At 39.2% G+C, this 23,786-nt stretch carries 21 protein-coding genes; 5 read left to right on the forward strand and 16 right to left on the reverse strand.

The genetic code is table 11. From position 1 onward, the window contains the following. Nucleotides 1-177 precede the first annotated feature (177 nt). Both ACN19N_RS11290 and ACN19N_RS11295 read right to left on the reverse strand, forming a co-directional pair. Entirely contained in the window at nucleotides 178-1,071 is an 894-nt protein-coding gene (locus ACN19N_RS11290; RefSeq protein WP_269238329.1) for a neutral zinc metallopeptidase, read from the reverse strand. Between the two features lie 42 nt (nucleotides 1,072-1,113). Continuing rightward, complete coding sequence (locus ACN19N_RS11295; protein WP_420001348.1) at nucleotides 1,114-2,037, reverse strand: DUF808 domain-containing protein; 924 nt, start codon at nucleotides 2,035-2,037, stop codon at nucleotides 1,114-1,116. A gap of 165 nt (nucleotides 2,038-2,202) precedes the next feature. On the opposite strand from ACN19N_RS11295, the gene trpS reads away from it, so the two are divergent. From trpS to ACN19N_RS11310, 3 genes are all read left to right on the forward strand, one after another. After that, nucleotides 2,203-3,216: a tryptophan--tRNA ligase gene (trpS, locus tag ACN19N_RS11300; RefSeq protein ID WP_004664430.1), complete on the forward strand. Its 1,014-nt coding sequence runs from the start codon at nucleotides 2,203-2,205 to the stop codon at nucleotides 3,214-3,216. A gap of 414 nt (nucleotides 3,217-3,630) precedes the next feature. Then, on the forward strand, nucleotides 3,631-4,275 hold the full coding sequence (locus ACN19N_RS11305; protein WP_269228475.1) for a YqiJ family protein: 645 nt from the start codon (nucleotides 3,631-3,633) through the stop codon (nucleotides 4,273-4,275). 30 nt (nucleotides 4,276-4,305) lie between these two features. Then, a complete protein-coding gene (locus tag ACN19N_RS11310) occupies nucleotides 4,306-6,015 on the forward strand; it encodes a flotillin family protein (RefSeq protein ID WP_420001349.1) in 1,710 nt (569 codons plus the stop codon). A 221-nt stretch (nucleotides 6,016-6,236) separates the two neighbouring features. Here the strand turns inward: ACN19N_RS11310 and ACN19N_RS11315 are convergent, their stop codons facing one another. From ACN19N_RS11315 to sdhC, 12 genes are all read right to left on the reverse strand, one after another. After that, nucleotides 6,237-6,410, reverse strand: coding sequence for a hypothetical protein (locus ACN19N_RS11315; RefSeq protein WP_420001350.1), 174 nt, complete (start codon nucleotides 6,408-6,410; stop codon nucleotides 6,237-6,239). Between the two features lie 20 nt (nucleotides 6,411-6,430). After that, nucleotides 6,431-6,907: a DUF6985 domain-containing protein gene (locus ACN19N_RS11320; RefSeq protein ID WP_420001351.1), complete on the reverse strand. Its 477-nt coding sequence runs from the start codon at nucleotides 6,905-6,907 to the stop codon at nucleotides 6,431-6,433. Nucleotides 6,908-7,035: 128 nt separating this feature from the next. Next, nucleotides 7,036-7,572 (reverse strand): DUF2262 domain-containing protein, encoded by a 537-nt coding sequence (locus tag ACN19N_RS11325; RefSeq protein ID WP_420001352.1) that lies wholly within the window; start codon nucleotides 7,570-7,572, stop codon nucleotides 7,036-7,038. 86 nt (nucleotides 7,573-7,658) lie between these two features. Continuing rightward, a complete protein-coding gene (sucD, locus tag ACN19N_RS11330) occupies nucleotides 7,659-8,549 on the reverse strand; it encodes a succinate--CoA ligase subunit alpha (protein WP_420001353.1) in 891 nt (296 codons plus the stop codon). Nucleotides 8,550-8,561: 12 nt separating this feature from the next. Next, complete coding sequence (sucC, locus tag ACN19N_RS11335; RefSeq protein ID WP_269228479.1) at nucleotides 8,562-9,728, reverse strand: ADP-forming succinate--CoA ligase subunit beta; 1,167 nt, start codon at nucleotides 9,726-9,728, stop codon at nucleotides 8,562-8,564. 143 nt (nucleotides 9,729-9,871) lie between these two features. Beyond that, nucleotides 9,872-11,305: a dihydrolipoyl dehydrogenase gene (gene lpdA, locus ACN19N_RS11340; protein WP_420001354.1), complete on the reverse strand. Its 1,434-nt coding sequence runs from the start codon at nucleotides 11,303-11,305 to the stop codon at nucleotides 9,872-9,874. 107 nt (nucleotides 11,306-11,412) lie between these two features. Continuing rightward, nucleotides 11,413-12,606 carry a 2-oxoglutarate dehydrogenase complex dihydrolipoyllysine-residue succinyltransferase gene (odhB, locus tag ACN19N_RS11345; RefSeq protein ID WP_420001355.1) on the reverse strand — a complete coding sequence of 398 codons (1,194 nt, stop codon included), beginning with the start codon at nucleotides 12,604-12,606 and terminating at the stop codon, nucleotides 11,413-11,415. After that, on the reverse strand, nucleotides 12,606-15,446 hold the full coding sequence (locus tag ACN19N_RS11350; RefSeq protein WP_420002386.1) for a 2-oxoglutarate dehydrogenase E1 component: 2,841 nt from the start codon (nucleotides 15,444-15,446) through the stop codon (nucleotides 12,606-12,608). Before ACN19N_RS11350 ends, odhB begins: the two co-directional genes overlap by 1 nt. A gap of 742 nt (nucleotides 15,447-16,188) precedes the next feature. Next, nucleotides 16,189-16,899, reverse strand: coding sequence for a succinate dehydrogenase iron-sulfur subunit (locus ACN19N_RS11355; RefSeq protein ID WP_004664446.1), 711 nt, complete (start codon nucleotides 16,897-16,899; stop codon nucleotides 16,189-16,191). Between the two features lie 14 nt (nucleotides 16,900-16,913). Next, nucleotides 16,914-18,806: a succinate dehydrogenase flavoprotein subunit gene (gene sdhA / locus ACN19N_RS11360; RefSeq protein WP_269228483.1), complete on the reverse strand. Its 1,893-nt coding sequence runs from the start codon at nucleotides 18,804-18,806 to the stop codon at nucleotides 16,914-16,916. 12 nt (nucleotides 18,807-18,818) lie between these two features. After that, nucleotides 18,819-19,184 carry a succinate dehydrogenase, hydrophobic membrane anchor protein gene (sdhD, locus tag ACN19N_RS11365; protein ID WP_004908359.1) on the reverse strand — a complete coding sequence of 122 codons (366 nt, stop codon included), beginning with the start codon at nucleotides 19,182-19,184 and terminating at the stop codon, nucleotides 18,819-18,821. Beyond that, nucleotides 19,184-19,585, reverse strand: coding sequence for a succinate dehydrogenase, cytochrome b556 subunit (gene sdhC / locus ACN19N_RS11370; RefSeq protein WP_018676974.1), 402 nt, complete (start codon nucleotides 19,583-19,585; stop codon nucleotides 19,184-19,186). Before sdhC ends, sdhD begins: the two co-directional genes overlap by 1 nt. Nucleotides 19,586-20,484: 899 nt before the next feature. Here sdhC and gltA point away from each other — a divergent pair. Beyond that, nucleotides 20,485-21,759 (forward strand): citrate synthase, encoded by a 1,275-nt coding sequence (gltA, locus tag ACN19N_RS11375; RefSeq protein ID WP_269228484.1) that lies wholly within the window; start codon nucleotides 20,485-20,487, stop codon nucleotides 21,757-21,759. Nucleotides 21,760-21,836: 77 nt separating this feature from the next. Here gltA and ACN19N_RS11380 read toward each other — a convergent pair whose 3' ends face one another. Further along, nucleotides 21,837-22,502 carry a YARHG domain-containing protein gene (locus tag ACN19N_RS11380; protein WP_420001356.1) on the reverse strand — a complete coding sequence of 222 codons (666 nt, stop codon included), beginning with the start codon at nucleotides 22,500-22,502 and terminating at the stop codon, nucleotides 21,837-21,839. A 69-nt stretch (nucleotides 22,503-22,571) separates the two neighbouring features. Between ACN19N_RS11380 and ACN19N_RS11385 the strand changes: the two genes are divergently transcribed. Further along, entirely contained in the window at nucleotides 22,572-23,228 is a 657-nt protein-coding gene (locus ACN19N_RS11385) for a DUF2306 domain-containing protein (protein ID WP_269228486.1), read from the forward strand. Here the strand turns inward: ACN19N_RS11385 and ACN19N_RS11390 are convergent. Then, the gene (locus ACN19N_RS11390; protein WP_293735186.1) at nucleotides 23,225-23,716 is read right to left on the reverse strand and encodes a DUF1289 domain-containing protein; all 492 of its coding nucleotides are present in this window, start codon (nucleotides 23,714-23,716) and stop codon (nucleotides 23,225-23,227) included. The two genes, ACN19N_RS11385 and ACN19N_RS11390, sit on opposite strands and share 4 nt — an antisense overlap. Between the last annotated feature and the right edge of the window lie 70 nt (nucleotides 23,717-23,786).

Consider the following 23,786-nt stretch of genomic DNA (forward strand, 5'->3'; position numbering starts at 1 on the left):
AAAACTGAGTGAAAAATTAGTGTCTATACAGCAATTTTTTTATTTCAAAAGAGATAACTTAGATGCAGTAATAAACCCATCATCCTCAAATCAGTATAGACAATATAATTTTACGTTAATTTTTCTTATACATCGTATATCTTACGTATAAAAATCAAGGACAAATATTCATCGTTTTTACTTAAAAGTATCACATTGATTGATATCTCCAGATTTCAGACCTTGCTGAAACCAGTGCGTTCGTTGTTCACTACTACCATGTGTAAAACTATCGGGAACAACCTGACCTGTAGCACTACGTTGTAAATAGTCATCGCCAATTTTCTCGGCAGCATCCATCGCTTCTTCAATATCACCCTGTTCTAAAAATTGAGTGCGCTGTTGATTCTGATGCGCCCAAATACCAGCAAAACAATCCGCCTGTAATTCTAAACGGACAGAAAGCTGATTTCCTTGTGTTTGGCTAGCTTGTGCACGTGCTTGCTGTACTTGACCAGAGATGCCCAATAGATTTTGAATATGATGCCCGACTTCATGCGCAATAACATAAGCCTGTGCAAAATCCCCTGCTTGATCTTGACGAGAAAGTTCTGTCTGATTCTGCTCACCAGAAATACCCATTTGCTGGCGCATATCTTTAAAGAAAGCAGTATCGATATAAACTTTTTGATCCGCAGGACAATAAAACGGCCCCATTGCTGCTTGTGCCCTACCACAAGCTGATTTATCGACACCGCTAAACAAAACTAAGCGTGGTGGCGTGTAAGTCATGCCAAGTTTTTGAAAAATCGGAGTCCAAGTATCTTCTGTATCCGCAAGAATAGTTCCAACAAAATCACTTGCCTCTTTCTGTTCAGCAGTTAAATTTTGTGGCGCAACACCCTCTTGCGAAGATTGGGCACTGGTAACCGCTTGAGTCGCTTGATAGGCTTGTTGTGGATCTACTCCAAAAAACTTCCACGCAACAAATGCAACGATCAAACCTATAATACTGATTCCACCTGCTTTTGCTCCGCCACCACCACGACGATCTTCAACATTGGTACTGACACGACGACCTTTCCAACGCATATTAACCTCACATATGATAATGATGGTGATTGAGCATTTTATTTATGCAGATGCTTTTGACCAAAATTTTTGAATAAGCATAACAACCATTAATACAACAGCACCTGCAATAAAGCCGATTCCTAGATTAATCAAAGTTGGTGTTAAGGCACCGATAATTGAACCAAAACTTGGAATCAACTCTAAATGGTCAACAGTTTTTTCAGTAAAATGATGTAATAAAGGAACTGTATGCGAAATAATTCCACCACCTACCAAAAACATTGCAACCGTTCCAACAATAGATAATGTTTTCATTAGAATAGGAGCAAATGCGAGTAGACCACGACCTATTTTATTTTTTAACAAAGATGCTTGTTGTGTTAAATATAAGCCTAAATCATCAATTTTCACAATCATTGCAACAAAACCATAAACACCTACGGTCATTACGATTGCAATCACACTTAATACAGTCACTTTAGTCATAAATGCTGCTGTTGCAACTGTACCTAACGAAATCACCACAATTTCAGCAGATAAAATAAAATCGGTACGAATCGCACCTTTTACTTTTTCTTTTTCAAACTTGTCTAAATCTATTTCGATCTGTTCCAAGCTTTCATTGGCTTCCTCAGCTGTTTTTGCTTTTTTATGCTGGAGCATGTGTACAACTTTTTCTACTCCTTCATAACATAGAAATAAGCCGCCAATCATTAATAAAGGATTGATTAACCAAGGTGCAACTACGCTAATCAGTAATGCTAATGGAACCAAGATAAGTTTATTAACGAAAGAACCTTTAGCTACGCCCCATACCACAGGCAACTCTCGATCTGCGCGTACGCCACTGACTTGCTGAGCGTTTAGCGCTAAATCATCACCCAACACCCCTGCTGTTTTTTTTGCAGCCATCTTACTCATGACTGCAACATCGTCTAAAATCGTTGCAATATCATCGAGTAATAACAATAAACCACTCGCCATTTTTATTTCCCAGTTTGTATTTATTTCGCTATTGTAGAATTCCTCAATAAATTCACAACATTATTTTAAGAAAAAGTTTAAGCAATCGCTGACGAAAAATTTTTATTTCCCGTACAATAATATCCATCTTTATATATATGAAACTACTGAATCTTGGAACATATCATGAGTAATGCTGATCAACGTCCAATCATCTTGACAGGCGACCGCCCTACTGGACAACTTCATCTTGGACACTTTGTTGGCTCATTACGCTCTCGTGTTGGTTTACAAGACAGTCATCATCAACACCTTTTATTAGCAGATGCTCAAGCACTGACAGATAATGCTGATAATCCAGATAAAGTTCGCAATAACATTCTTCAAGTTGCATTAGATTATTTAGCGGTTGGTATTGATCCAACGAAAACAACCATCTGTGTCCAATCATGCTTGCCTGCTCTCAATGAACTGACCATGCTCTATCTGAACTTTGTGACGGTTGCTCGTTTAGAACGCAATCCAACGATTAAGTCAGAAATTCAAATGCGTGGTTTTGAAAGAGATATTCCTGCTGGCTTTTTATGTTATCCAGTAGCTCAAGCAGCAGACATTACCGCATTTAAAGCGACTGTAGTACCTGTTGGCGAAGATCAAATCCCAATGATTGAACAAACCAATGAAGTTGTACGTCGTGTTAACCGCCAAATTGGTCATGACTTATTACCTGAATGTAAAGCATTATTATCAAATATGGGACGTTTACCTGGTTTTGATGGTAAAGCTAAAATGTCTAAATCACTCGGCAATACGATTGTCCTGAATGCTTCTGATAAAGATATTAAAAAAGCAGTCAATGCGATGTATACCGATCCAAATCACTTAAGAATTGAAGATCCAGGTCAAGTCGAAGGTAATATTGTATTTACTTACCTTGATGCGTTTGATCCAAATAAAGAAGAAATCGAAGAACTAAAAGCGCATTATCGTCGTGGTGGTTTAGGTGATGGTACGGTGAAAAAACGCCTAGAAGGTGTACTCAAAGAATTAATTTTACCGATTCGTGAACGCAGAGCTGAACTCGAAAAAGATCCTGATTATATTATGGACATTTTAAAACATGGCACAGATAAATGCCGTGACATTACTCAGCAAACATTAGATGAAGTGAAAAGTGGATTAGGTTTGTTTAAATTCTAATTTACGTTACTTTTATTGCAAAAAAGCCTAGTATTTAGGCTTTTTTCATGTAAATATCTTATTTAAATTTAGTTTTAGACCTCGGTAACAACCCGATAACTAACAATTTCTGTCACTTATTAACATCCATTAACACTAGTTTACATGAATACTTATGAACTATGTCAGGTTTTTTTGTACTATAGCCAAGTAGATTAGTAAACACTAATCTCATGACATTTCTCCTTTCAACCGAAACTGTCTTTGCAGATTCGTTGTTCAACGCAATGACCACCCCAATCATTGCGTTTTTTTTGTCTTTAATAATATTAATGATTTTGGTTGAAATTAAATCAAGTTACATTTAATCTTATAAATGATTTATTTTTATAAAAATTTTATTAATTATCTCTAAAAGAAATAAGAGTAATACAAATGATATGGGATTTATTAACACATCCATCAAACATTGTTTTTAGTATTTCATTAATGCTTTGCCTATTTATAGGTACTCTAGAATTAATTTTATTATTATTTGGCGGTAGTAGTAGTTTTATTGATCAATTTTTACCAGACAGTCTAGTTGATGTTGATCATGGTGATATTTCTATTGAACATACTGACGGTATTTTTACTCAGCTTTTAGAATGGCTTTATCTAGGAAAAGTTCCTCTTCTCATTTGGTTAATTATCTTTTTAACGGTCTACTCACTCACAGGTTTCATTATTCAGGATATTTTTTTCCACTTAACCGAGCATTATTTATCTGCTTGGATCATTGCTCCTATGTGTTTATTTTTATGTATGCCACTAGTGAGAACAAGTGCAGCATTGATCAGTAAAATTATTCCAAAAGATGAAACCACAGCTATTCATAGTGATGAGCTGATTGGTCGTACAGCACAAATTATTTTAGGACAAGCCAAACAAAACTCCCCTGCTCAAGCTAAGGTAAAAGATCAATTTGGTCAAACCCATTATGTCTTGGTTGAACCTGAGTTAGATATTATTTTTTATCAAGGTCAAGATGTGATTTTGACCCAAAGAACAAAAATTGGATTCCAAGCAATTAACGCTTAATTTGTATATTAATTTAATGAGGGATTTTAAATGTTGAATTCAGCATTGACTGAAATTTTAATCATCACAGGTATTATTTTTGCAGCACTCATTTTTATTGGCGTTGTGATTGCTCGCCTATATACCCGTTCCAGCAAAGAAGTGTCTTTTGTGCGGACAGGTTTTGGAGGTGAAAAAGTTATTCTAAATGGAGGAGCAATTGTCCTTCCTGTTTTACACGAGATTATTCCTGTGAACATGAACACGCTGCGCCTCGAAGTTAAACGTGCAGCAGATCAAGCCTTGATCACTCGTGATCGTATGCGTGTCGATGTCATGGCTGAATTCTATGTTCGAGTCAAACCTACTGGTGAATCAATTGCAACGGCAGCCCAAACATTGGGTCGAAAAACCATGTCACCTCAAGAATTGAAAGACTTGGTTGAAGGAAAATTTGTTGACTCTTTACGTGCTGTTGCTGCTGAGATGGCAATGGAAGAACTGCATGAAAAACGTGTGGACTTTGTACAGAAAGTTCAACAAGTCGTTTCTGAAGATTTATCTAAGAATGGTTTAGAACTGGAAACAGTCTCATTGACAGGTTTAGATCAGACTAGTTTTAAATTCTTTAATCCACAAAACGCCTTTGATGCAGAAGGTTTAACCAAGCTGACTGAAACTATTGAAGATCGTCGTAAAAAGCGTAACGACATTGAACAAGATGCTGATTTAGCAATTCGTGCAAAAAACTTACAAGCTGAGCGCGCACGTTTAGAAATCTCTCGTGAAGAAGAATACGCGAGATTACAACAAGAGCGTGAAATTTCAATTCGTAAAGCAGAACAAACTGCTGAAATCGCATCACAAGAAGCAGGTAAAAAACGTGAAGCTGAAGAAGCCCGTATCGCTGCGGAACGTGAAGTTGAGTTGAAACGTATCGCCTCTGCCCGTGATGTGGAAAATGAAAATATCCAAAAGGCACAATTGATTCAAAAGGCGCAGGTTGAACAAAAGAAAACCATTGAATTGGCTGAGCAAGATCGTGCCATTGCCATTGCGGAAAAATCTCGTGCTGAATCAGAAGCCAAAGCCCAAGCCGACAAAGCCCGTGCTGAAGCGGTTAAAGCAGAAGAAGAAGTTGTAACTGTACGCGAAACTCAACGTGCCGAACGTCAAAAAGCGGTTGAATTGGTTGCTGCTAAACAAACTGCCGAGAAAGAGGCAATTGCCATTACTGTTGCCGCCGATGCAGGTAAAAAAGCCGCTGCGGATGAAGCGGAAGCTGTTCGTATCGCTGCTGAAGCAGATGCTGAAAAAATTCGCTTAAAAGCGAAAGGTGAAGCCGATGCTAAAATCTTGCTTGCTCAAGCGTTGGAAAAACAATATCAGGTTGATGCAGAAGGTGCGCGTGCGGTGAATGAAGCCGCCAATACCCTTTCTGCTGAGCAAGTGGAAATGCAAGTTCGTTTGGCATTGTTAAAGCATTTACCAGAGATTATTCGTGAAAGTGTTAAACCAATGGAAAATATTGATGACATCAAGATTTTACAAGTGAATGGTTTAAGTAACTTTACAGGTGGCGGTGCCGTCGGTAGTGATACAGTTGAAAATGGTCAAACTTCTTTGTCTGATCAAGTGGTGAATAGCGCCCTACGCTACCGTTCACAGGCACCACTGATTGATAGCTTAATGAATGAATTAGGCTTACAAGGTGGTGATATCAATGGTTTGACTCAAGGGTTAAAACCCAAAGCTGAGTAATATAAATTTTTTGCAGAATTGTCTTGTCCCATTGCATTAAAATGGAACAAGACAAATTATTAAACACACTCAATCCCAGCCAATAAAGCAGACATAAAAGCACGTTTATCAATAATTTCATTATCGAATACAAGTTCAATACGATCAAAGAGCGCAATAAAGTCTTCACTAGAATCCAAAATTGTTGCATGGATTAGAGTGATCAGTCGTTGCTGTTCAACCTAAGAGTATGTATTTAACTCAGGAAAAAGTAACGCTTTTACAGCAGTAATAACATCCTCAGCATGGTTAACATCCAAACCATGCAGCTTTAAACAATCTTCATCGCTTACATAGTTTGCATCAAATACCTTGAGCAAACTAAGTAGATTAAATATTTCCTGTTTAGCTTTCATTATTTCACTTAAACTTCTAGTTAAATTGTAAATGCAATATCTTGATGGCTTACTTCTTTGACTTCCCAATTGTTAATTAATACTCCTAGCCCATGTTCTGGTTCCCATGAACATTCAAAAAGTAAACCAATAGCCTCTTCTTGTGGCTCTAATTCCCCAATGTAAATGCCAACAGAAGTTAGTAGCTCTTTAAGTTGGAATGTGTTTTCTACTGAGGGAACGAGATGGGCAAAATCTTCACCAAACTGATCTTTCAAATCCACCCAACAGTCGTGATAATAAGCCAATATGCTTTCAAAGACCTGTTTTTTCAGTTCTTTTTCTTTTTCAAAAAATTGATAAGCTAGATTTAATTGCCATTCTTCAATCACTCCACTTTCAGTAGGAATGGTTAAAGTGACTTCTTTTTCAAAAATTTCACTCACATAAGGAATGATATATCTACCATATTTATCTGGCTCAATTCCTTCCAGTGATATATCCATAATCGTTTCCATTTAACGTTCCAGAAATTAGATGTCTAATTTAAAATACTTCCTTACTAACATTTCAATTTTCTTAAAAAATATAAAAACATCAAATATCAACTTAATATATTGTTATCATTAAAGTTATATAATTAATACTATCCCATAATTTGGGCAAATGTGTCAGTAAATGCAACTCCATCCATTGAACTCACCACTACGCTGTGCCCCCAAAACATGCTCTCATCATCATAAAAAAAGTCAAACGTATTACCAGTTACATTAACCGCCAAAAGCGTCAGTTTTTGTATGAATTCGCTAGGTGTTAGTTTAGGATTGAAAATCTCCTTGAGCGTTCCATCTTCTTGCACCTCATCATATTCATTCCAGCCATCATTATATGTATCTGTCAAATCTTGTGCTGCAACCAACTTAGCTTTAGTATCAAACTCTTCCAGACACTTGACTAATGATGCCGCAACATAAACAGCCTCTTCAAAAGAAATCTCATCGGAGGTAATATTGATTTTAACTGTACTCCCGTAATACGGGATATGCACCTCACCACCATCTTCACCTAATACAATTTCACCAAGTATTTCATGCCTCATAACTAACTTTGCCCCATCCCATTGCTTGTAGCAATCTCTAAAAAGACTTATGCACAATAGATTAAACATTACCTCTGAATTCATAACAAGCATTACGCAACACAGCAATAATCTCCCAACAAAAAACCCCAATGTTTCCATCAGGGCTTTTCAGATTAAAAGCTAACGTATTACGCTAAACCTTTCTCTTTTAAAACTTGCAACATAGTAGAACCAAGCTCAGCTGGGCTACGCGTGTAAGCCATTCCCGCTCTTTCAAATGCAGCGAATTTCTCTTCAGCAGTACCTTGACCACCAGAAATGATCGCACCTGCATGACCCATACGCTTACCTTTAGGCGCAGTTACACCAGCGATGTAACCTACGACAGGCTTAGTCACGTTAGATTTGATAAATTCAGCAGCTTCTTCTTCCGCTGTACCACCGATCTCACCGATCATGATGATTGCATCAGTATCTGGATCGTCTTGGAACAATTGAAGTGCTTCAATCTGGTTCATACCTGGGATTGGGTCACCACCAATACCGATACAAGTAGACTGACCTAAACCAAGCTTAGTTGTTTGAGCAACCGCTTCATAAGTCAATGTACCTGAACGTGAGATGATACCAATACGACCTGGTTGGTGAATGTGACCAGGCATAATACCAATCTTACATTCACCCGGAGTGATCACGCCTGGGCAGTTAGGACCAACTAAACGAGTACCGTTACCGTTAGTTTCTAAGTAGCGTTTCGCTTTAAGCATGTCGATGGTTGGAACACCTTCAGTGATCACAACGATTAAACCAACACCTGAGTCAACCGCTTCAACAATTGAGTCTAAAACAAATGGAGCTGGTACGTAGATCACAGTTGCATCAGCATGTGTTTCACGAACAGCATCTTTCATCGTGTTGAATACAGGCAGTTCAAGATGAGTCGTGCCACCTTTACCTGGAGTCACACCACCAACAACTTTTGTACCGTAATCTAAAGCTTGTGCAGAGTGGAAAGTACCGTTTTTACCAGTAAAACCTTGTACCAATACTTTAGTGTCTTTATTAATTAATACGCTCATGATTGATACTCCTTAAGCTTTCACTGCAGCTACAACTTTTTCTGCGGCATCAGATAAACCATTCGCAGAAATTAATTTCAAACCAGATTCATCAAGTAACTTCGCACCTAACTCAGCATTGTTCCCTTCTAAGCGAACAACAACAGGCACAGTAACGTTTACTTCTTGAACCGCTGCAATAATTGCTTCAGCAATCATGTCACAACGTACAATACCACCAAAGATATTGATTAAAACACCTTGTACAGACGTATCCGCAAGGATGATTTTGAACGCTTCAATTACACGCTCTTTGGTTGCACCGCCACCAACGTCAAGGAAGTTTGCAGGCTGACCACCATAAAGTTTGATGATGTCCATCGTTGCCATTGCAAGGCCAGCACCATTCACCATACAACCAATGTTACCTTCTAGAGCAACATAGTTAAGATCAAATTCAGATGCTTTTAATTCACGCTCATTCTCTTGAGATTTATCACGTAAAGCAGCAACTTCTGGTAAACGGTATAGCGCATTCGAGTCGATCCCTACTTTGGCATCAACACATAAGATTTCGCCATTCTCACGAACAGAAAGTGGGTTAATTTCAAATAAAGCAAAATCATTTTCGACGAAAGCGTCATAAGCAGCCGTCATGATTTTCACAAACTGACCAACTTGTTTATCTTTTAATGCTAATGCAAATGCAACTTCACGTGCTTGGAAGGGTTGTAAACCAACTAACGGATCAACTTCAACTTTAATAATTTTTTCAGGTGTTTCTTCTGCAACCTTCTCGATTTCTACGCCACCTTCAGTAGAAGCCATGAACGTAATACGACGACTAGAACGATCTACCACTGCACCTAAATACAACTCACGTTCAACGGGATAAACATCTTCTGCAACAATAATACTATTTACTGGCTGACCATTTGCATCTGTTTGATATGTTACAAGACGCGTACCAATAATATTGTTTGCAAATTCGATAACATCTTCTTTTGATTTCGCAACTTTTACACCGCCAGCCTTACCACGACCACCAGCATGAACTTGTGCTTTCATTACAGCAAATTTACCACCAAGCTGTTCAAACGCAGCAACGGCTTCATCTGCATTTGTTGCCAAGATACCTTCCTGTACTGGCATACCATATTTTTTCAATAATGCTTTAGCTTGATATTCATGTAAGTTCATTCAGTTACCTACCATGTTGTTTATAGTGTCATTCATATAGTCTAGAAATATTATTAATTATAGACTGTTATAAGTTATATTAAATGATGGTTCTTATATCAACCATCATTAATTAAAAAGTGTGGCGAACCACACTTATTTTGTTATTTACGTTTACGTTGAATCGCGTGGATGGCACGACCATCAACAGCAAGCGCGGCTTCATGGACAACTTCTGAGAATGTTGGATGACCAAAAGTCATTAATTGTAGGTCTTCAATTGAAGATACAAATTCAAGTGCGATCATACCTTGATGTACGATATCAGATGCATTTGGACCTACAACGTGCATACCTAATAAACGGTCAGTTTTTGCATCAGCAACGAACTTCACAAAACCAGCAGTATCACCAGCAGCCAACGCACGACCATTCACCGCAAATGGGAATTGACCTGCTTTAACTTCGTGACCTTTTTCAGCAGCTTGTTCTTCAGTTAAACCAACCCAAGCAGCTTCTGGGTGTGTGTAAATAACGCTGATGATGGTGTCATAGTTCACTTGAGCAGCATGACCGTGTATACGTTCAACAGCCATTACGCCCTCTTCCATTGCTTTATGTGCAAGCATTGGACCGCGTACTAAGTCACCAATTGCGTAAACACCTTCTACAGATGTTTGGCATTGATCATTTACATCAACCAAACCACGTTCAGTCAATTTAATGCCAGAATCTTCTGCCAATAAACCTTCTGCATACGCTTTACGGCCTACACAAACGATTAACTTGTCAAAAACTTGTTCTTTGTCTTCACCAGCTTGGTTGTATTTAACAGTCACTTCACGACCATTAATTTCACTACCAGAAACTTTTGCACCGATACGGATCTCTAAACCTTGTTTCTTCAAGATTTTTTGATATTCCTTCGCCAATACTTTGTCTGCCATTGGTAAGAATGCATCTAATGCTTCAAACACAACAACTTCTGATCCAAGACGACGCCATACCGAACCAAGTTCTAAACCGATAACACCTGCACCAATCACACCAAGACGTTTAGGAACTTCTGGGAATTTTAATGCACCAGTAGAATCAACAATTAAGTCTTCATCAACAGGTGCTACTGGAATATTTACAGGTACAGAACCAGTCGCAAGGATGACGTACTTTGGTTCTAAAACCTGTACATCACCTTCAAACGGTGTGAATTCTACTTTTTTACCTGCGAGTAATTTACCAGTACCTTGTAACCACTCGATACCATTACCTTTAAGTAATTGAGCAACACCACCCGTCAATTGATCTACAACTTTGTCTTTACGTGCCAACAAAGTGTCTAAATCAAATTTAACTTCACCTGTCGTGATCCCGTGTTCAGCAAGCTCATGAATTGTTGCTTCGTAACGGTGAGAAGAATCAAGCAATGCTTTAGAAGGGATACAACCCACATTTAAACATGTACCACCCAAAGATGGCTTACCGTTGTGAATACGTTTTTCGATACAAGCGACTTTGAAACCAAGTTGAGCTGCACGAATCGCTGCTTCATAACCACCAGGTCCACCGCCAATGACAACAAGATCAAACTGTTGAGACATTTTTCTATTCCTTAAATCTCCCCCTAACCCTCTCTTTGCAAAGAGGAGAAATACCGTGACTGGTAGTCCCCCTTTATCAAAGGGGGATTTAGGGGGATTTAAATATGTTAAAGATCAAGAATGAGTTTAGCTGGTTCTTCTAACAATTCTTTAATTGTTACCAAGAAACCTACAGCTTCTTTACCATCGATTAAACGGTGGTCATAAGAAAGTGCTAAGTACATCATTGGCAAGATTTCAACTTGACCATTTACCGCCATAGGACGTTCTTGGATTTTGTGCATACCCAAAATTGCCGTTTGTGGTGTATTTAAAATCGGTGTAGATAACAATGAACCGAAAGTACCACCATTAGTAATCGTGAACGTACCGCCAGACATTTCTTCAATCGACAATTTACCTTCACGCGCTTTAGCAGCATAAGCCCCAATACCGTTTTCAACTTCAGCGTAGTTCATACGATCTGTATCACGAAGAATTGGTACAACTAAACCACGGTCAGAAGAAACTGCTACACCGATGTCATAGAAACCGTGATAAACAATATCATCACCATCAATAGATGCGTTTACAGCTGGATAGCGTTTCAATGCTTCAGTTGCCGCTTTAACGAAGAAAGACATAAAGCCTAAACGCGCACCATGACGTTTTTCGAAAGCATCTTTATATTGCTTACGCATTTCCATGATTGGCTTCATGTTAACTTCGTTGAACGTTGTTAACATTGCAGTTTGTTGTGTCGCAGCCAATAAACGCTCAGCAACACGCTTACGTAAACGTGTCATCGGAACACGTTTCTCGATACGCTCGCCTACAGCAACGCTTAATGGTTGAACGGATGCAGCAGGTTTAGCTTGATGGCTCGCAACATCTTCTTTAGTGATGCGACCACCACGGCCTGTACCTTGAACGTCAGCAGCATTGATACCAGTTTCAGATAATGCTTTACGAACTGCAGGCGCTTGGTTTTGATCAACTGCTTGAGTTGATGCAGCTGCTGGCGCAGATGCAACTGGAGCAGCCGCGGCTGGTGCAGCAGCTTCAGGAGCAGCGGCAGCAACAGTACCAGCTTCGAATTGAGCAATCACTTCGTCAGAAAGAACGGTATCGCCTTCACCTTTGATGATTGCAACTAAGCTACCATCAGCTGGAGCAACCACTTCTAAAACAACTTTATCGGTTTCAATGTCACAGATCACTTCATCACGTGATACAGGTTCACCTACTTTCTTATGCCAAGTTGCGATCGTACCGTCAGCAACTGACTCTGGAAATACCGGTGCTTTAATTTCGGTTGCCATTATTTAGAATCTCCTGATTGTTCAACTTCAATCGCAAGTGCGTCATTGATAAGCTGAGCTTGTTGTTTTGCATGCAAGTATGGCGAGCCACAAGCAGGTGCGGCAGATGCGTCACGACCAGCATAGCTAATACGAATTTGTTTACCTGATTTAAGAACGTCTTCATATAAACGAGGAACGATAAATAACCAAGCACCTTGGTTCTTCGGCTCTTCTTGTGCCCAAACAAGCTCTTGAATGTTTGGATACTGAGCCATAACCTCAGCTAAGCGTTGTTCTGGGTATGGATACAATTGTTCGATACGAACGATCGCAATATGGTTTAGACCAAGCTCACGACGTTTTTCGAGTAAATCGTAATAAACCTTACCACCACAAAGAACTAAACGAGTCACATCAGCTTTATTGATTTGATCAACTTCATCAATCACGGTTTGGAATGAACCGTTTGCTAATTCATCTAAAGTTGAAGTCGCAAGTTTATGACGAAGTAATGATTTTGGTGACATTACGATCATTGGCTTACGAATCGGACGAACCGCTTGACGACGCAATGCATGGAAAATCTGCGCTGGTGTTGTCGGTGTCATCACTTGCATATTGTCTTCAGCGCAAAGCTGTAAGAAACGCTCTAAACGAGCAGATGAGTGTTCTGGACCTTGACCTTCATAACCATGTGGTAACAACATTGTTAAACCACACACACGCTCCCATTTGGTTTCACCCGAAGCGATAAACTGGTCAATCACGACTTGCGCACAGTTTGCGAAGTCACCAAATTGCGCTTCCCAAACAATTAAGCTTTTTGGCAATGTCGTTGAGTAACCATATTCAAATGCAAGCACTGCTTCTTCTGACAATAAAGAATCATAGACCGCAGTACGTGGTTGATTTTCTTTAATGTGGCAAAGTGGAATATAAACAGAACCATCAACTTGGTTGTGCAATTTAGCATGACGATGTGAGAACGTACCACGACCCACGTCTTCACCTGTGATACGGACTAGGAAACCATCATCAAGCAAAGTTGCATAAGCTAAAGTTTCAGCTGCACCCCAGTTAAGTGGCATTTCACCTGTTTGCATCTTCACGCGATCTTCGATCACTTTCTGAACTTGACGTTGTAGTACAAAACCTTCTGGTAATGTATTCATCGTTTTACCAAGTTCTTTCAAACGTTCGATATCAACAGTCGTATCCCAAATATCGGTATATTCATGACCTAAGTATGGTGTCCAATCCACAAACATCTTTTTGTTTGGTTCAGTCACCAAAGCATTTGCAACGTGATTACCTGCTTCTAAATCAGAACGATAACCTTCCACCATTGCATCTGCACTAGCACGGTCAAGTACTTTTTCTTGAACCAATTGATCTGCATACAAGGTACGTGTTGTCGCTTTCTTGTTGATCACTTGATACATCAAAGGCTGAGTTGCAGATGGTTCATCTGCTTCGTTATGACCACGACGACGGTAGCAGAACAAGTCTAAGATCACGTCTTTACGGAAAGTATGACGGAAATCATGTGCAAGCTGAGTTACGAAAATCACAGCTTCAGGATCATCACCATTCACATGGAAAATCGGCGCCTGAATCATCTTCGCAACGTCAGTACAATACTCTGTAGAACGTGTATCACGCGGATCAGAAGTTGTGAAGCCCACTTGGTTATTGATCACGATGTGAACGGTACCGCCCACTGTGTAACCACGTGTTTGTGACATTTGGAAGGTTTCTTGGTTTACACCTTGACCCGCAAATGCAGCATCACCATGTACAATCACTGGAAGAACGTCATCGCCGCCAATATCTTTACGACGAACTTGACGTGCACGAACCGAACCTTCAACTACAGGCCCAACGATCTCTAAGTGTGATGGGTTAAACGCCAATGCTAAGTGAACTTCGCCACCCGGAGTCATTACGTTTGAAGAGAAACCTTGGTGATACTTAACGTCACCAGAACCTTTTTTATGTAGGCTCTTGCCTTCAAATTCACCAAAAAGATCCGCTGGGTTTTTACCCATGATGTTCACAAGAAGGTTGAGACGACCACGGTGTGGCATACCAATCACAACTTCTTTACAACCAACACTGCCTGCACGTTGAATGATTTCATTCATCATTGGAATAAAAGACTCACCGCCTTCCACACCAAAACGTTTCGCACCAACAAATTTATTACCAAGATATTTCTCTAAGCCTTCCGCAGCGGTTAAACGCTCCAAGAAACCTTTTTTCTGATCATTGGTGTAATTGAATTTACCGCGAGCACCTTCCAAACGTTGTTGAATCCAACGCTTTTCTTTTGTATCAACGATATGCATGTATTCTGCACCGATTGAAGAGCAGTAAATTGCTTCCATGGATTCAACCATTTCAGACAATGTCGCTTCTGCTTTGCCAATCGCGAGGTTACCTGTATTAAATACAGTATCTAAATCAGATTTAGTTAAACCGTGTGCAGATAAATCAAGATCTGGAACTTCTTCGCGTTTCGCAAGACCTAATGGATCAAGTTTGGCTTTTTGATGACCACGGTTACGATAAGCAGCAATCAGTTGTAATACACCAATTTGACGACGCTCATGTTCTGTACTTACAGTGCTTTGTACAACAGGTTGAACTCGGTTTGAATTACGACCCAAAAGGAGGAATTGCTCGCGCACACTACCGTGTGGTTGATCACCTTTAGGGTATTTATCGAAATATTCACGCCAATCCTCTGACACTGAGGTTGGAGAAGTTAGGTACTGTTCGTAAAGCTCTTCAATATACGCTGCACTATCAGCGGAAAGTTCAGTGTCAAGACGCAGTGCGTCAGCAACTTCTTGCATTTTTGGACCCATTTCCTATTGCAAAAAATAATACAGGTTGCCTTTTAAGCACACCCATGATTCATAGTATCAAATTGGTAACATGACACTACTACTCAAGATCATCCAACCTTGAGACATTATCACTACACATCAGGAGTATTCCTTTTGATGTAATAAATGAGCTATGCACTTTCAATTCAAAGCACATAACTCATCCTTATACTCGATGAAATCGAGCAATTTTTTGCAAACCATTTTAGAAAAATTAACAAAAATATTAACTTTTCTAAATTGACTTTAACCCAAACTATATCCATACAATTGGTAAGCATTAGAGTGATATAACATCAGGAATATGCTTATTTTTTGCTTCAGGTCGTGGCGGAAATCGTACCATGTTCTCATGTACGAATTGATTTTTTTGACACATACCATCTATAAAGCAGCGAAATACACATTCTTAATTATATTCTAATATACCCCCCTTTTTATAATAGTTGCACCTTTATCGACCAAAGTTAAAGATTTTCTACAATTCTTGCACAAACATTATGCAGAGCGCCTAAAAATAGATCATTCATTTTTCTTATTAATCCAACTCATTTTTCTTAAGCTCAAAATTTATAAATTTTCAAGACTCAATAATATTTTTTAAGAACTCGATAATAAACCTTGCAAGCCCACCAACATAGAAAACTATTTAACCAAAATAAAAAAGGGAGCTTTTAAAAGCTCCCTTTTCACATGTCAGAAAACTGTATTAACCAGCTTGGTCTAACAACATATTACGAATGTGACCAATTGCCTTCGTCGGGTTTAAACCTTTAGGACATACAGACACACAGTTCATGATCCCTTTGCAACGGAACAAAGAGAATGGGTCGTCTAAACGAGCCAAACGCTCTTGTGTTGCCGTATCACGAGAGTCAATGATAAAGCGATATGCATTTAACAATGCAGATGGTCCGAGGAACTTATCAGGATTCCACCAAAATGATGGGCATGATGTTGAACAACATGCACAAAGAATACATTCATACAGACCATCCAAGTGTTCACGTTCTGCTTGAGATTGTAAACGCTCTTTCGCTGGTGCTGGCTGATTGTTAATCAAGAACGGTTGGATTTTGTCATATTGATCGTAGAATTGATTCATATCTACAACCAAATCTTTTACCACTGGTAAACCTGGTAAAGGACGAATCACAATCTTCTCTGGTAAATCGTTCAAGTTCCACAAGCACGCTAAACCATTTTTACCATTGATGTTCACACCATCCGAACCACAAATACCTTCGCGGCAAGAGCGACGGAATGTTAATGACTCATCTTGCACTTTCAACGCAAGTAACGCGTCAAGCAACATACGGTGCTTATCGGTTAACTCAAGTTTGAAAGTTTGCATGTACGGCGCTTTATCCTTATCAGGATCATAGCGGTAGATTTCGAATGTACGAGTGCCTCTACTCATCTTTGTTCTCCCGATTAGAATGTACGTGGTTTAGGTTCAATTGCTTCAACCGTTAACGGGCTGAAACGTACCGGCTTATATTCAAGACGGTTGTCTGATGAATACCATAAAGTATGCTTCATCCATTCATCATCACGACGACCGTAAGAATAAGTTGGATGATCAGGTGCTAACTCATAGTCAACAACTGTATGTGCACCACGACATTCTTTACGTGCAGCAGCAGAAATCAAAGTCGCTTTCGCAACTTCATATAAGTTTTCAACTTCTAATGCTTCAACACGTGCAGTGTTAAATACTTTAGATTTATCTTTCAAATGAATATTACGAACACGTGGTTCAATCGCAAGAATTTCTTTTACACCTTTATCAAGCAATGCTTGAGTACGGAATACACCTGCGTGATCTTGTACGATGTCACGGATTGCATCAGCAACTTCTTGTGCATTCTCGCCCGTAGTTGAATCATCTAACTTACGAATACGCCCTAAAGTATTTGCTAATACATCAGTTGGAAGCGGTTGGTAATCATCACCGTGATGTTTAGTCACGTAATCAATGATGTGTTCACCAGCAGCTTTACCAAATACTACAAGGTCAAGCAATGAGTTAGTACCTAAACGGTTTGCACCATGTACAGATACACAAGAACATTCGCCAATTGCATAGAAACCTTTCACAGGTTTTACGTAATCGCGCGTACCTTTATAGGTATATTCTTTCGTGTCTTTATCATAATGCGCAGAGAATTCACCCTCTTCCACACCATGAGGCACAACCACTTGACCATGAATATTGGTTGGAATACCACCCATTTGATAATGGATCGTAGGTACAACTGGAATTGGCTCTTTCGTACAGTCAACGTTTGCGAACTTCTTACCAATCTCAAATACAGATGGTAGACGTTTCATAATCGTTTCAGCACCCAAATGCGTCATATCTAACAAGATATAATCCGCCTTAGGACCACAACCACGACCTTCTTTAATTTCTTGGTCCATAGAACGTGATACGAAGTCACGTGGTGCCAAGTCTTTTAAAGTTGGTGCATAACGTTCCATGAATGGTTCGCCGTCTTTGTTACGAAGGATACCACCTTCACCACGACAACCTTCAGTTAACAATACGCCTGCGCCTGCAACACCCGTTGGGTGGAATTGCCAGAATTCCATATCTTGTAATGGAATACCTGCACGAGCAGCCATACCAAGACCATCACCCGTATTGATATACGCATTGGTAGATGCACGGTAAACACGACCCGCACCACCTGTAGCAAATAGAGTCGCTTTTGCTTGGAATACTGCAATATTACCTGTTTCTTGGTCAATTGCGGTCACACCAAGAACATCACCCGCTTCGTTACGGATTAAGTCTAATGCAATCCATTCAACGTAAAACTGAGTACCCATTTTTACGTTGCTTTGATACAAAGTATGAAGTAGCGCATGACCTGTACGGTCAGCAGCAGCACACGCACGTGGAACTGCTTTTTCACCATAGTTTGCTGAGTGACCACCAAATGGACGTTGATAAATCGTACCATCTTCGTTACGGTCAAACGGCATACCTAAGTGTTCAAGCTCGTAAACAACTTTTGGCGCTTCACGGGTCATAAACTCGATTGCGTCCTGATCGCCTAACCAGTCAGAACCTTTAACCGTGTCATAGAAGTGATAATGCCAGTTATCTTCTTGCATGTTACCTAACGACGCACCGATACCACCTTGGGCAGCAACTGTGTGCGAACGTGTTGGGAATACTTTGGTCAATACAGCAACTTTTAAGCCAGCTTGAGCAAGTTGGTAAGAAGCACGCATACCTGAACCACCACCACCAACGATCACAGCGTCAAATGATAAGGTCTGAATATTCGAATAATTTTCTTTAGAGATAATCGCCATGTTCTATTCCTATCAATTTGCCCAGAAAATCTGGATACCCCAGATTGCGTACACAAACACTGAAATAATGACAGCAGAAGTCAATACAAGGCGTAAACCTGAAGCCGAAGGCCCCATTTGACGAGTCGTTACATAATCAGTAAAGACTTGCCACATACCAATCCAAGCATGAGCAACAAGTGACAATACGGCCAATAAAGAGAAAATCTTCATTGGTAGAGTCAACATAAAGCCAGCCCACTGTTCGTAACCAAATCCGCTATTACACAAGATCCAACCGAACATCACCACAGTATAGGCAGCTAAAACCACAGCACTAACACGCTGGATATACCAATCGCGAGAACCTGAACCTGTTAAACCTGTAGCACTTTTCATCAGAACATAATCCATACAAATGCCGCGAGAATACCGATCGCAGACAAGATCAATGAAATAGTAGCTGCAATACGACCGCTTTGAAGTTCCTCAGCAAAACCAAGGTCAGCAAGTAAATGCTTTACCCCAGCAATGAAGTGAAAAATTAAGCCAGCTACAAATACCCATACGATGAAACGTACACAGATATTTCCGAAAACGACATTTTTAACGTAGTCAAATCCTTCTGGTGAAGATAAAGATTTATCCAAAATCCATAAAAGAACAGCGACTAATAAGAAAACGATTACACCTGATAAACGGTGTAGAATTGATGCAATAGCCACGGGTGAGCGTAAATTTACCGCTAACACCTGACCCATGGACAAATTGACAGGTCTGTTGCTTTTCACAGCGGGCATCCTGTAGGTAGAAACTCCATCCGGAGTTTGTTTGAATTAATTCAAAGGAAAGCTGGCATAGTCAGGCAAGCATAATGCACGCCTAACCTATATAACGACAACGAATTATAAAACGTGAAATATCAAAATACAAACAATCAGTTTTCGCTTTAGTCGAAAATTCAATGAAATAAGAATCATTCACATTTAATGCATATATAAGCTGCGCTGGAAACCGCAATAGAACCCAATATATTACTGTTATATAAAAATAAAACATGAGTTATTATTTTTTAGTTTACTAAATTTTTTGTCAAAATTATTTCTAATATATTTCAATAATACTCCGCTAAATGTCTAAAAATTAATCAAAAACTACAATCTTAAATATAGGCGAAAATAATACCCCTCATTTATATATTAAATATCAGGGATCAATAATCTGTTTCCTCATACTAGATACTCACAAAAAATAAGCTATTTTTTATACAATTAATCGCACCATAATGAATCAATTATGACTCGATATATAAAACTTTTAATCTATTTTTTAATGGATAGTTAATTCTAAACCCTGAGATATATAGGCTTTTGAATTATGGTAAGTATTTATTTTTTAAGCACCAAAATATAACTCGGATAAAAATTTACTTACAATTGTACTGGTGCTTCATTTTTTTTATGCACCTCAAACCTGATTTGACATATTATACTCGACCGATGCTGTGATTTTACTCAATTTTTTCTTTGATACTGAATGACTAATTGACTGCAATAACGTTATTTTTTATCCCTAAGTATAATTGACAAAATTTTAGTAGCCACTAATCTTATAGCAAATTTTGACACCGTCTGATTCGCATACGACAAGATTAGGATTTCGAGTCAGATAATCATTCACCAGGACAGGAGATCTTTGAATGTCTGCAGCAACTGGCAAAAAAGCCGTATTACAGCTTGATGGCAAAGAAATTGAATTACCAATTTACAGCGGTACATTGGGCCCAGATGTAATTGACGTTAAAGATGTATTGGCATCTGGTCATTTTACTTTCGATCCTGGTTTTATGGCGACAGCTGCTTGCGAATCTAAGATCACATTCATTGATGGTGACAAAGGTGTGTTATTACACCGTGGCTATCCGATTGATCAATTAGCGACTCAAGCAGACTATTTAGAAACTTGCTACTTATTATTAAATGGCGAGCTTCCAAATGCTGAACAGAAAGCAGAGTTTGATGCTAAAGTTCGCAACCACACTATGGTTCATGACCAAGTAAGCCGTTTCTTTAATGGTTTCCGTCGTGATGCTCACCCTATGGCAATCATGGTTGGTGTAGTAGGTGCATTATCTGCGTTTTATCACAACGGTTTAGACATCGAAGATGTTAACCATCGTGAAATTACTGCAATTCGCTTAATCGCGAAAATCCCTACGCTTGCAGCGTGGAGCTATAAGTACACTGTAGGTCAACCATTCATTTACCCACGTAATGACTTAGGTTATGCAGAAAACTTCTTGCACATGATGTTTGCAACTCCTGCTGATCGTGACTACAAAGTAAATCCTGTTCTTGCACGTGCAATGGATCGTATCTTTACGCTTCATGCTGACCACGAGCAAAATGCATCTACTTCTACAGTTCGTCTTGCTGGTTCTACTGGTGCGAACCCATATGCGTGTATCTCTGCTGGTATCTCTGCACTTTGGGGACCTGCTCACGGTGGTGCAAACGAAGCTGTACTTAAAATGTTAGATGAAATTGGTAGCGTAGAAAACGTTGCTGAATTCATGGAAAAAGTGAAGAGCAAAGAAGTTAAACTCATGGGCTTCGGTCACCGTGTTTACAAAAACTTCGATCCACGTGCGAAAGTCATGAAACAAACTTGTGACGAAGTACTTGAAGCTTTAGGTATCCAAGATCCACAACTTGCTCTTGCAATGGAACTTGAAAGAATTGCGCTTTCTGATGAATACTTCATCAAGCGTAACTTGTATCCAAACGTAGACTTCTATTCAGGTATCATCTTAAAAGCGATTGGTATCCCAACAGAAATGTTTACTGTAATCTTCGCGCTTGCACGTACAGTTGGTTGGATCAGCCACTGGTTAGAAATGCACAGCGGTCCTTACAAGATCGGTCGTCCACGTCAGCTTTACACAGGCTCGACTCAACGCGACATCCAACGTTAATTTTATTTTTAAAATTAATGTTAAAAAAGCTGCCAAATGGCAGCTTTTTTATTAGAAACAGTATTCATCAAAATGAATTAACGCCCCCAATCTACATCTTTTGCATATGGTTCAACCATTTTAATACGCTTCACATTTTCTTTCTCAATTTGAGTTAGACGTGTATCCACATTGGTATAGCAAGGCATATACCAATCATATTGCGAAAATGTAGTTGCCCAATTTTTGTTCTGAAAAGCATAACCATGACGTGCATAAATTTCATTACGCATATATTGCAACTGCCCTAGAGGCACTTGTAAATCAGCATCTTTCAACAAACGCACAGAAGCATCAGGAAACTCACCTTGCCCTTTTGCATATTTACATTGCTGCGCATTTAAACTAAAAAATTTCGGTTTCACCGTTTTCGTTGTAGACAACCACTGAGCTTCAATCGGTGAAGTATTACCCTTATATTCTAAAATAAACTGACCAACACTTACCCCCTGTCCAATTTCATTTAAAGTCAAAGTGTGATTCAAGTCAGTTTGCTGAATTTTCCCTTTAAAATTTAGTTGCTTACCATTTAACAGACTATAACCTGTAATATCACTGCCTTTTTGCTGCATGAACAAAGAAATTTTTTGCTCATCGTTATATAACCCTGTCCATGAAGGTGCTATTTGAGGGGATTGTGCTAAAGTCAGCGTAGTGCTTGATAAAATAGCAATCGCAATTAATAATTGTTTAGGCTTATTCATTTTAATGCTCTCATCTAAAAAAACTATTTCAATTATTTTGCTTGCACAGCATATCAGTGATCAATATTTATGTGGAAAATACTCAACCGATTCTCTCAATTGATCATCATATTAGTTTTTGGCTATCTATCTTGGTTAATGCTTAAAATCTGCCTGAATTATTTCCCTTGGTCGGATAGCACCAATTTTTTAGTTCTAAAGCAAGATGTCGTACACACTCAGCCTTGGCGCTTTGCATTTCAAACTCATGTTATCACTAGCAGCTTGGTATTATTGGCAGGTTTTACCCAATTCTCACATTCAATTCGTAATAACACACCACGTTTACATCGCTGTGCAGGCTGGCTTTATATTGTTGCAACACTTGGAGCCGCCTTGCCTAGCGGCTTCATTCTTGCAATCTCAGCAAATGGCGGTTTTAGTACCCAAATTTGCTTTGTGATTCTAGGATTATTATGGGGAACAAGTACCCTATTTGCACTTTATTATGCTTTTGAAAAAAAATGGATTGCACATCGTAACTGGATGATTCGGAGCTTTGCTTTAGCCTTATCTGCATTAAGCTTAAGAACATGGAAACTTGCACTTTACCAAATTCAACCCTATTGGGATTGGCTTACACCAATCCACATTTATCAGCTTGAAGCATGGTTAGGCTGGACGATCAATCTATTAATCGCTGAAATCATTATTTACAGATTGAGTATTCAGAAGAAAAATATTTAAATTTCATCTTCTTCTAATGCACGCAGTAAATTATTACTAATTCCATCTGCACGCAACCATGCTAACTCATAACTCGCCTTTGCTAACGCAAGCACTCGCCGTTCAAACTCATCCCAAATGGGTTTGACTTGTGAATCATTAATGCCTAACCCACTATCATGTGCCAAATGCTTATTCTTCTCGCAAATTTTCAAAGCATGATACAACTTCCGCCCTGTAGTGGCTGTCTCTAAGACACGAATATGTTTACTGTGAATAAAACCTTCAATATGTTGAAGATTGGCGTGAGGTAGCAAAGGCACCAAAATTTGATTCAGCTGCGCATCTAAGCGCTTCCACACCATGAGCCTTTGCTCTGGCGTATAAGTATTCCATTGAATCACTTCATGATTGAAACGGCGACAACCACGACAAACTAAATCACCAAATACCGTTGAGCAACGTCCCGCACAAGGGGTCAATGATGGAATTCGACGATCGTTACTCAAAACCAACTCCTTTAAAACCATATTTGTTTTATGGCTTTCTCGCTTATTTTCAGATTTCGCGCTAAAATGT

This window comes from Acinetobacter sp. LF10, assembly GCF_048585715.1.
Lineage (GTDB): Bacteria > Pseudomonadota > Gammaproteobacteria > Pseudomonadales > Moraxellaceae > Acinetobacter.

Excerpts from the sequence above, each read along its gene's own strand:
- sdhD (WP_004908359.1), bottom strand. The coding sequence starts at position 19,184 with ATGAAAAGTGCTACAGGTTTAACAGGTTCAGGTTCTCGCGATTGGTAT.
- ACN19N_RS11380 (WP_420001356.1), bottom strand. The coding sequence starts at position 22,502 with ATGAATAAGCCTAAACAATTATTAATTGCGATTGCTATTTTATCAAGC.
- ACN19N_RS11315 (WP_420001350.1), bottom strand. The coding sequence starts at position 6,410 with ATGAAAGCTAAACAGGAAATATTTAATCTACTTAGTTTGCTCAAGGTA.
- trpS (WP_004664430.1), top strand. The coding sequence starts at position 2,203 with ATGAGTAATGCTGATCAACGTCCAATCATCTTGACAGGCGACCGCCCT.
- ACN19N_RS11290 (WP_269238329.1), bottom strand. The coding sequence starts at position 1,071 with ATGCGTTGGAAAGGTCGTCGTGTCAGTACCAATGTTGAAGATCGTCGT.
- sucC (WP_269228479.1), bottom strand. The coding sequence starts at position 9,728 with ATGAACTTACATGAATATCAAGCTAAAGCATTATTGAAAAAATATGGT.
- ACN19N_RS11305 (WP_269228475.1), top strand. The coding sequence starts at position 3,631 with ATGATATGGGATTTATTAACACATCCATCAAACATTGTTTTTAGTATT.
- sdhC (WP_018676974.1), bottom strand. The coding sequence starts at position 19,585 with ATGCCCGCTGTGAAAAGCAACAGACCTGTCAATTTGTCCATGGGTCAG.
- ACN19N_RS11310 (WP_420001349.1), top strand. The coding sequence starts at position 4,306 with ATGTTGAATTCAGCATTGACTGAAATTTTAATCATCACAGGTATTATT.
- ACN19N_RS11355 (WP_004664446.1), bottom strand. The coding sequence starts at position 16,899 with ATGAGTAGAGGCACTCGTACATTCGAAATCTACCGCTATGATCCTGAT.
- ACN19N_RS11350 (WP_420002386.1), bottom strand. The coding sequence starts at position 15,446 with ATGCAAGAAGTTGCTGACGCACTGCGTCTTGACACTGAACTTTCCGCT.
- sucD (WP_420001353.1), bottom strand. The coding sequence starts at position 8,549 with ATGAGCGTATTAATTAATAAAGACACTAAAGTATTGGTACAAGGTTTT.
- ACN19N_RS11385 (WP_269228486.1), top strand. The coding sequence starts at position 22,572 with ATGTGGAAAATACTCAACCGATTCTCTCAATTGATCATCATATTAGTT.
- ACN19N_RS11325 (WP_420001352.1), bottom strand. The coding sequence starts at position 7,572 with ATGAATTCAGAGGTAATGTTTAATCTATTGTGCATAAGTCTTTTTAGA.
- lpdA (WP_420001354.1), bottom strand. The coding sequence starts at position 11,305 with ATGTCTCAACAGTTTGATCTTGTTGTCATTGGCGGTGGACCTGGTGGT.
- gltA (WP_269228484.1), top strand. The coding sequence starts at position 20,485 with ATGTCTGCAGCAACTGGCAAAAAAGCCGTATTACAGCTTGATGGCAAA.
- odhB (WP_420001355.1), bottom strand. The coding sequence starts at position 12,606 with ATGGCAACCGAAATTAAAGCACCGGTATTTCCAGAGTCAGTTGCTGAC.
- sdhA (WP_269228483.1), bottom strand. The coding sequence starts at position 18,806 with ATGGCGATTATCTCTAAAGAAAATTATTCGAATATTCAGACCTTATCA.
- ACN19N_RS11295 (WP_420001348.1), bottom strand. The coding sequence starts at position 2,037 with ATGGCGAGTGGTTTATTGTTATTACTCGATGATATTGCAACGATTTTA.
- ACN19N_RS11320 (WP_420001351.1), bottom strand. The coding sequence starts at position 6,907 with ATGGAAACGATTATGGATATATCACTGGAAGGAATTGAGCCAGATAAA.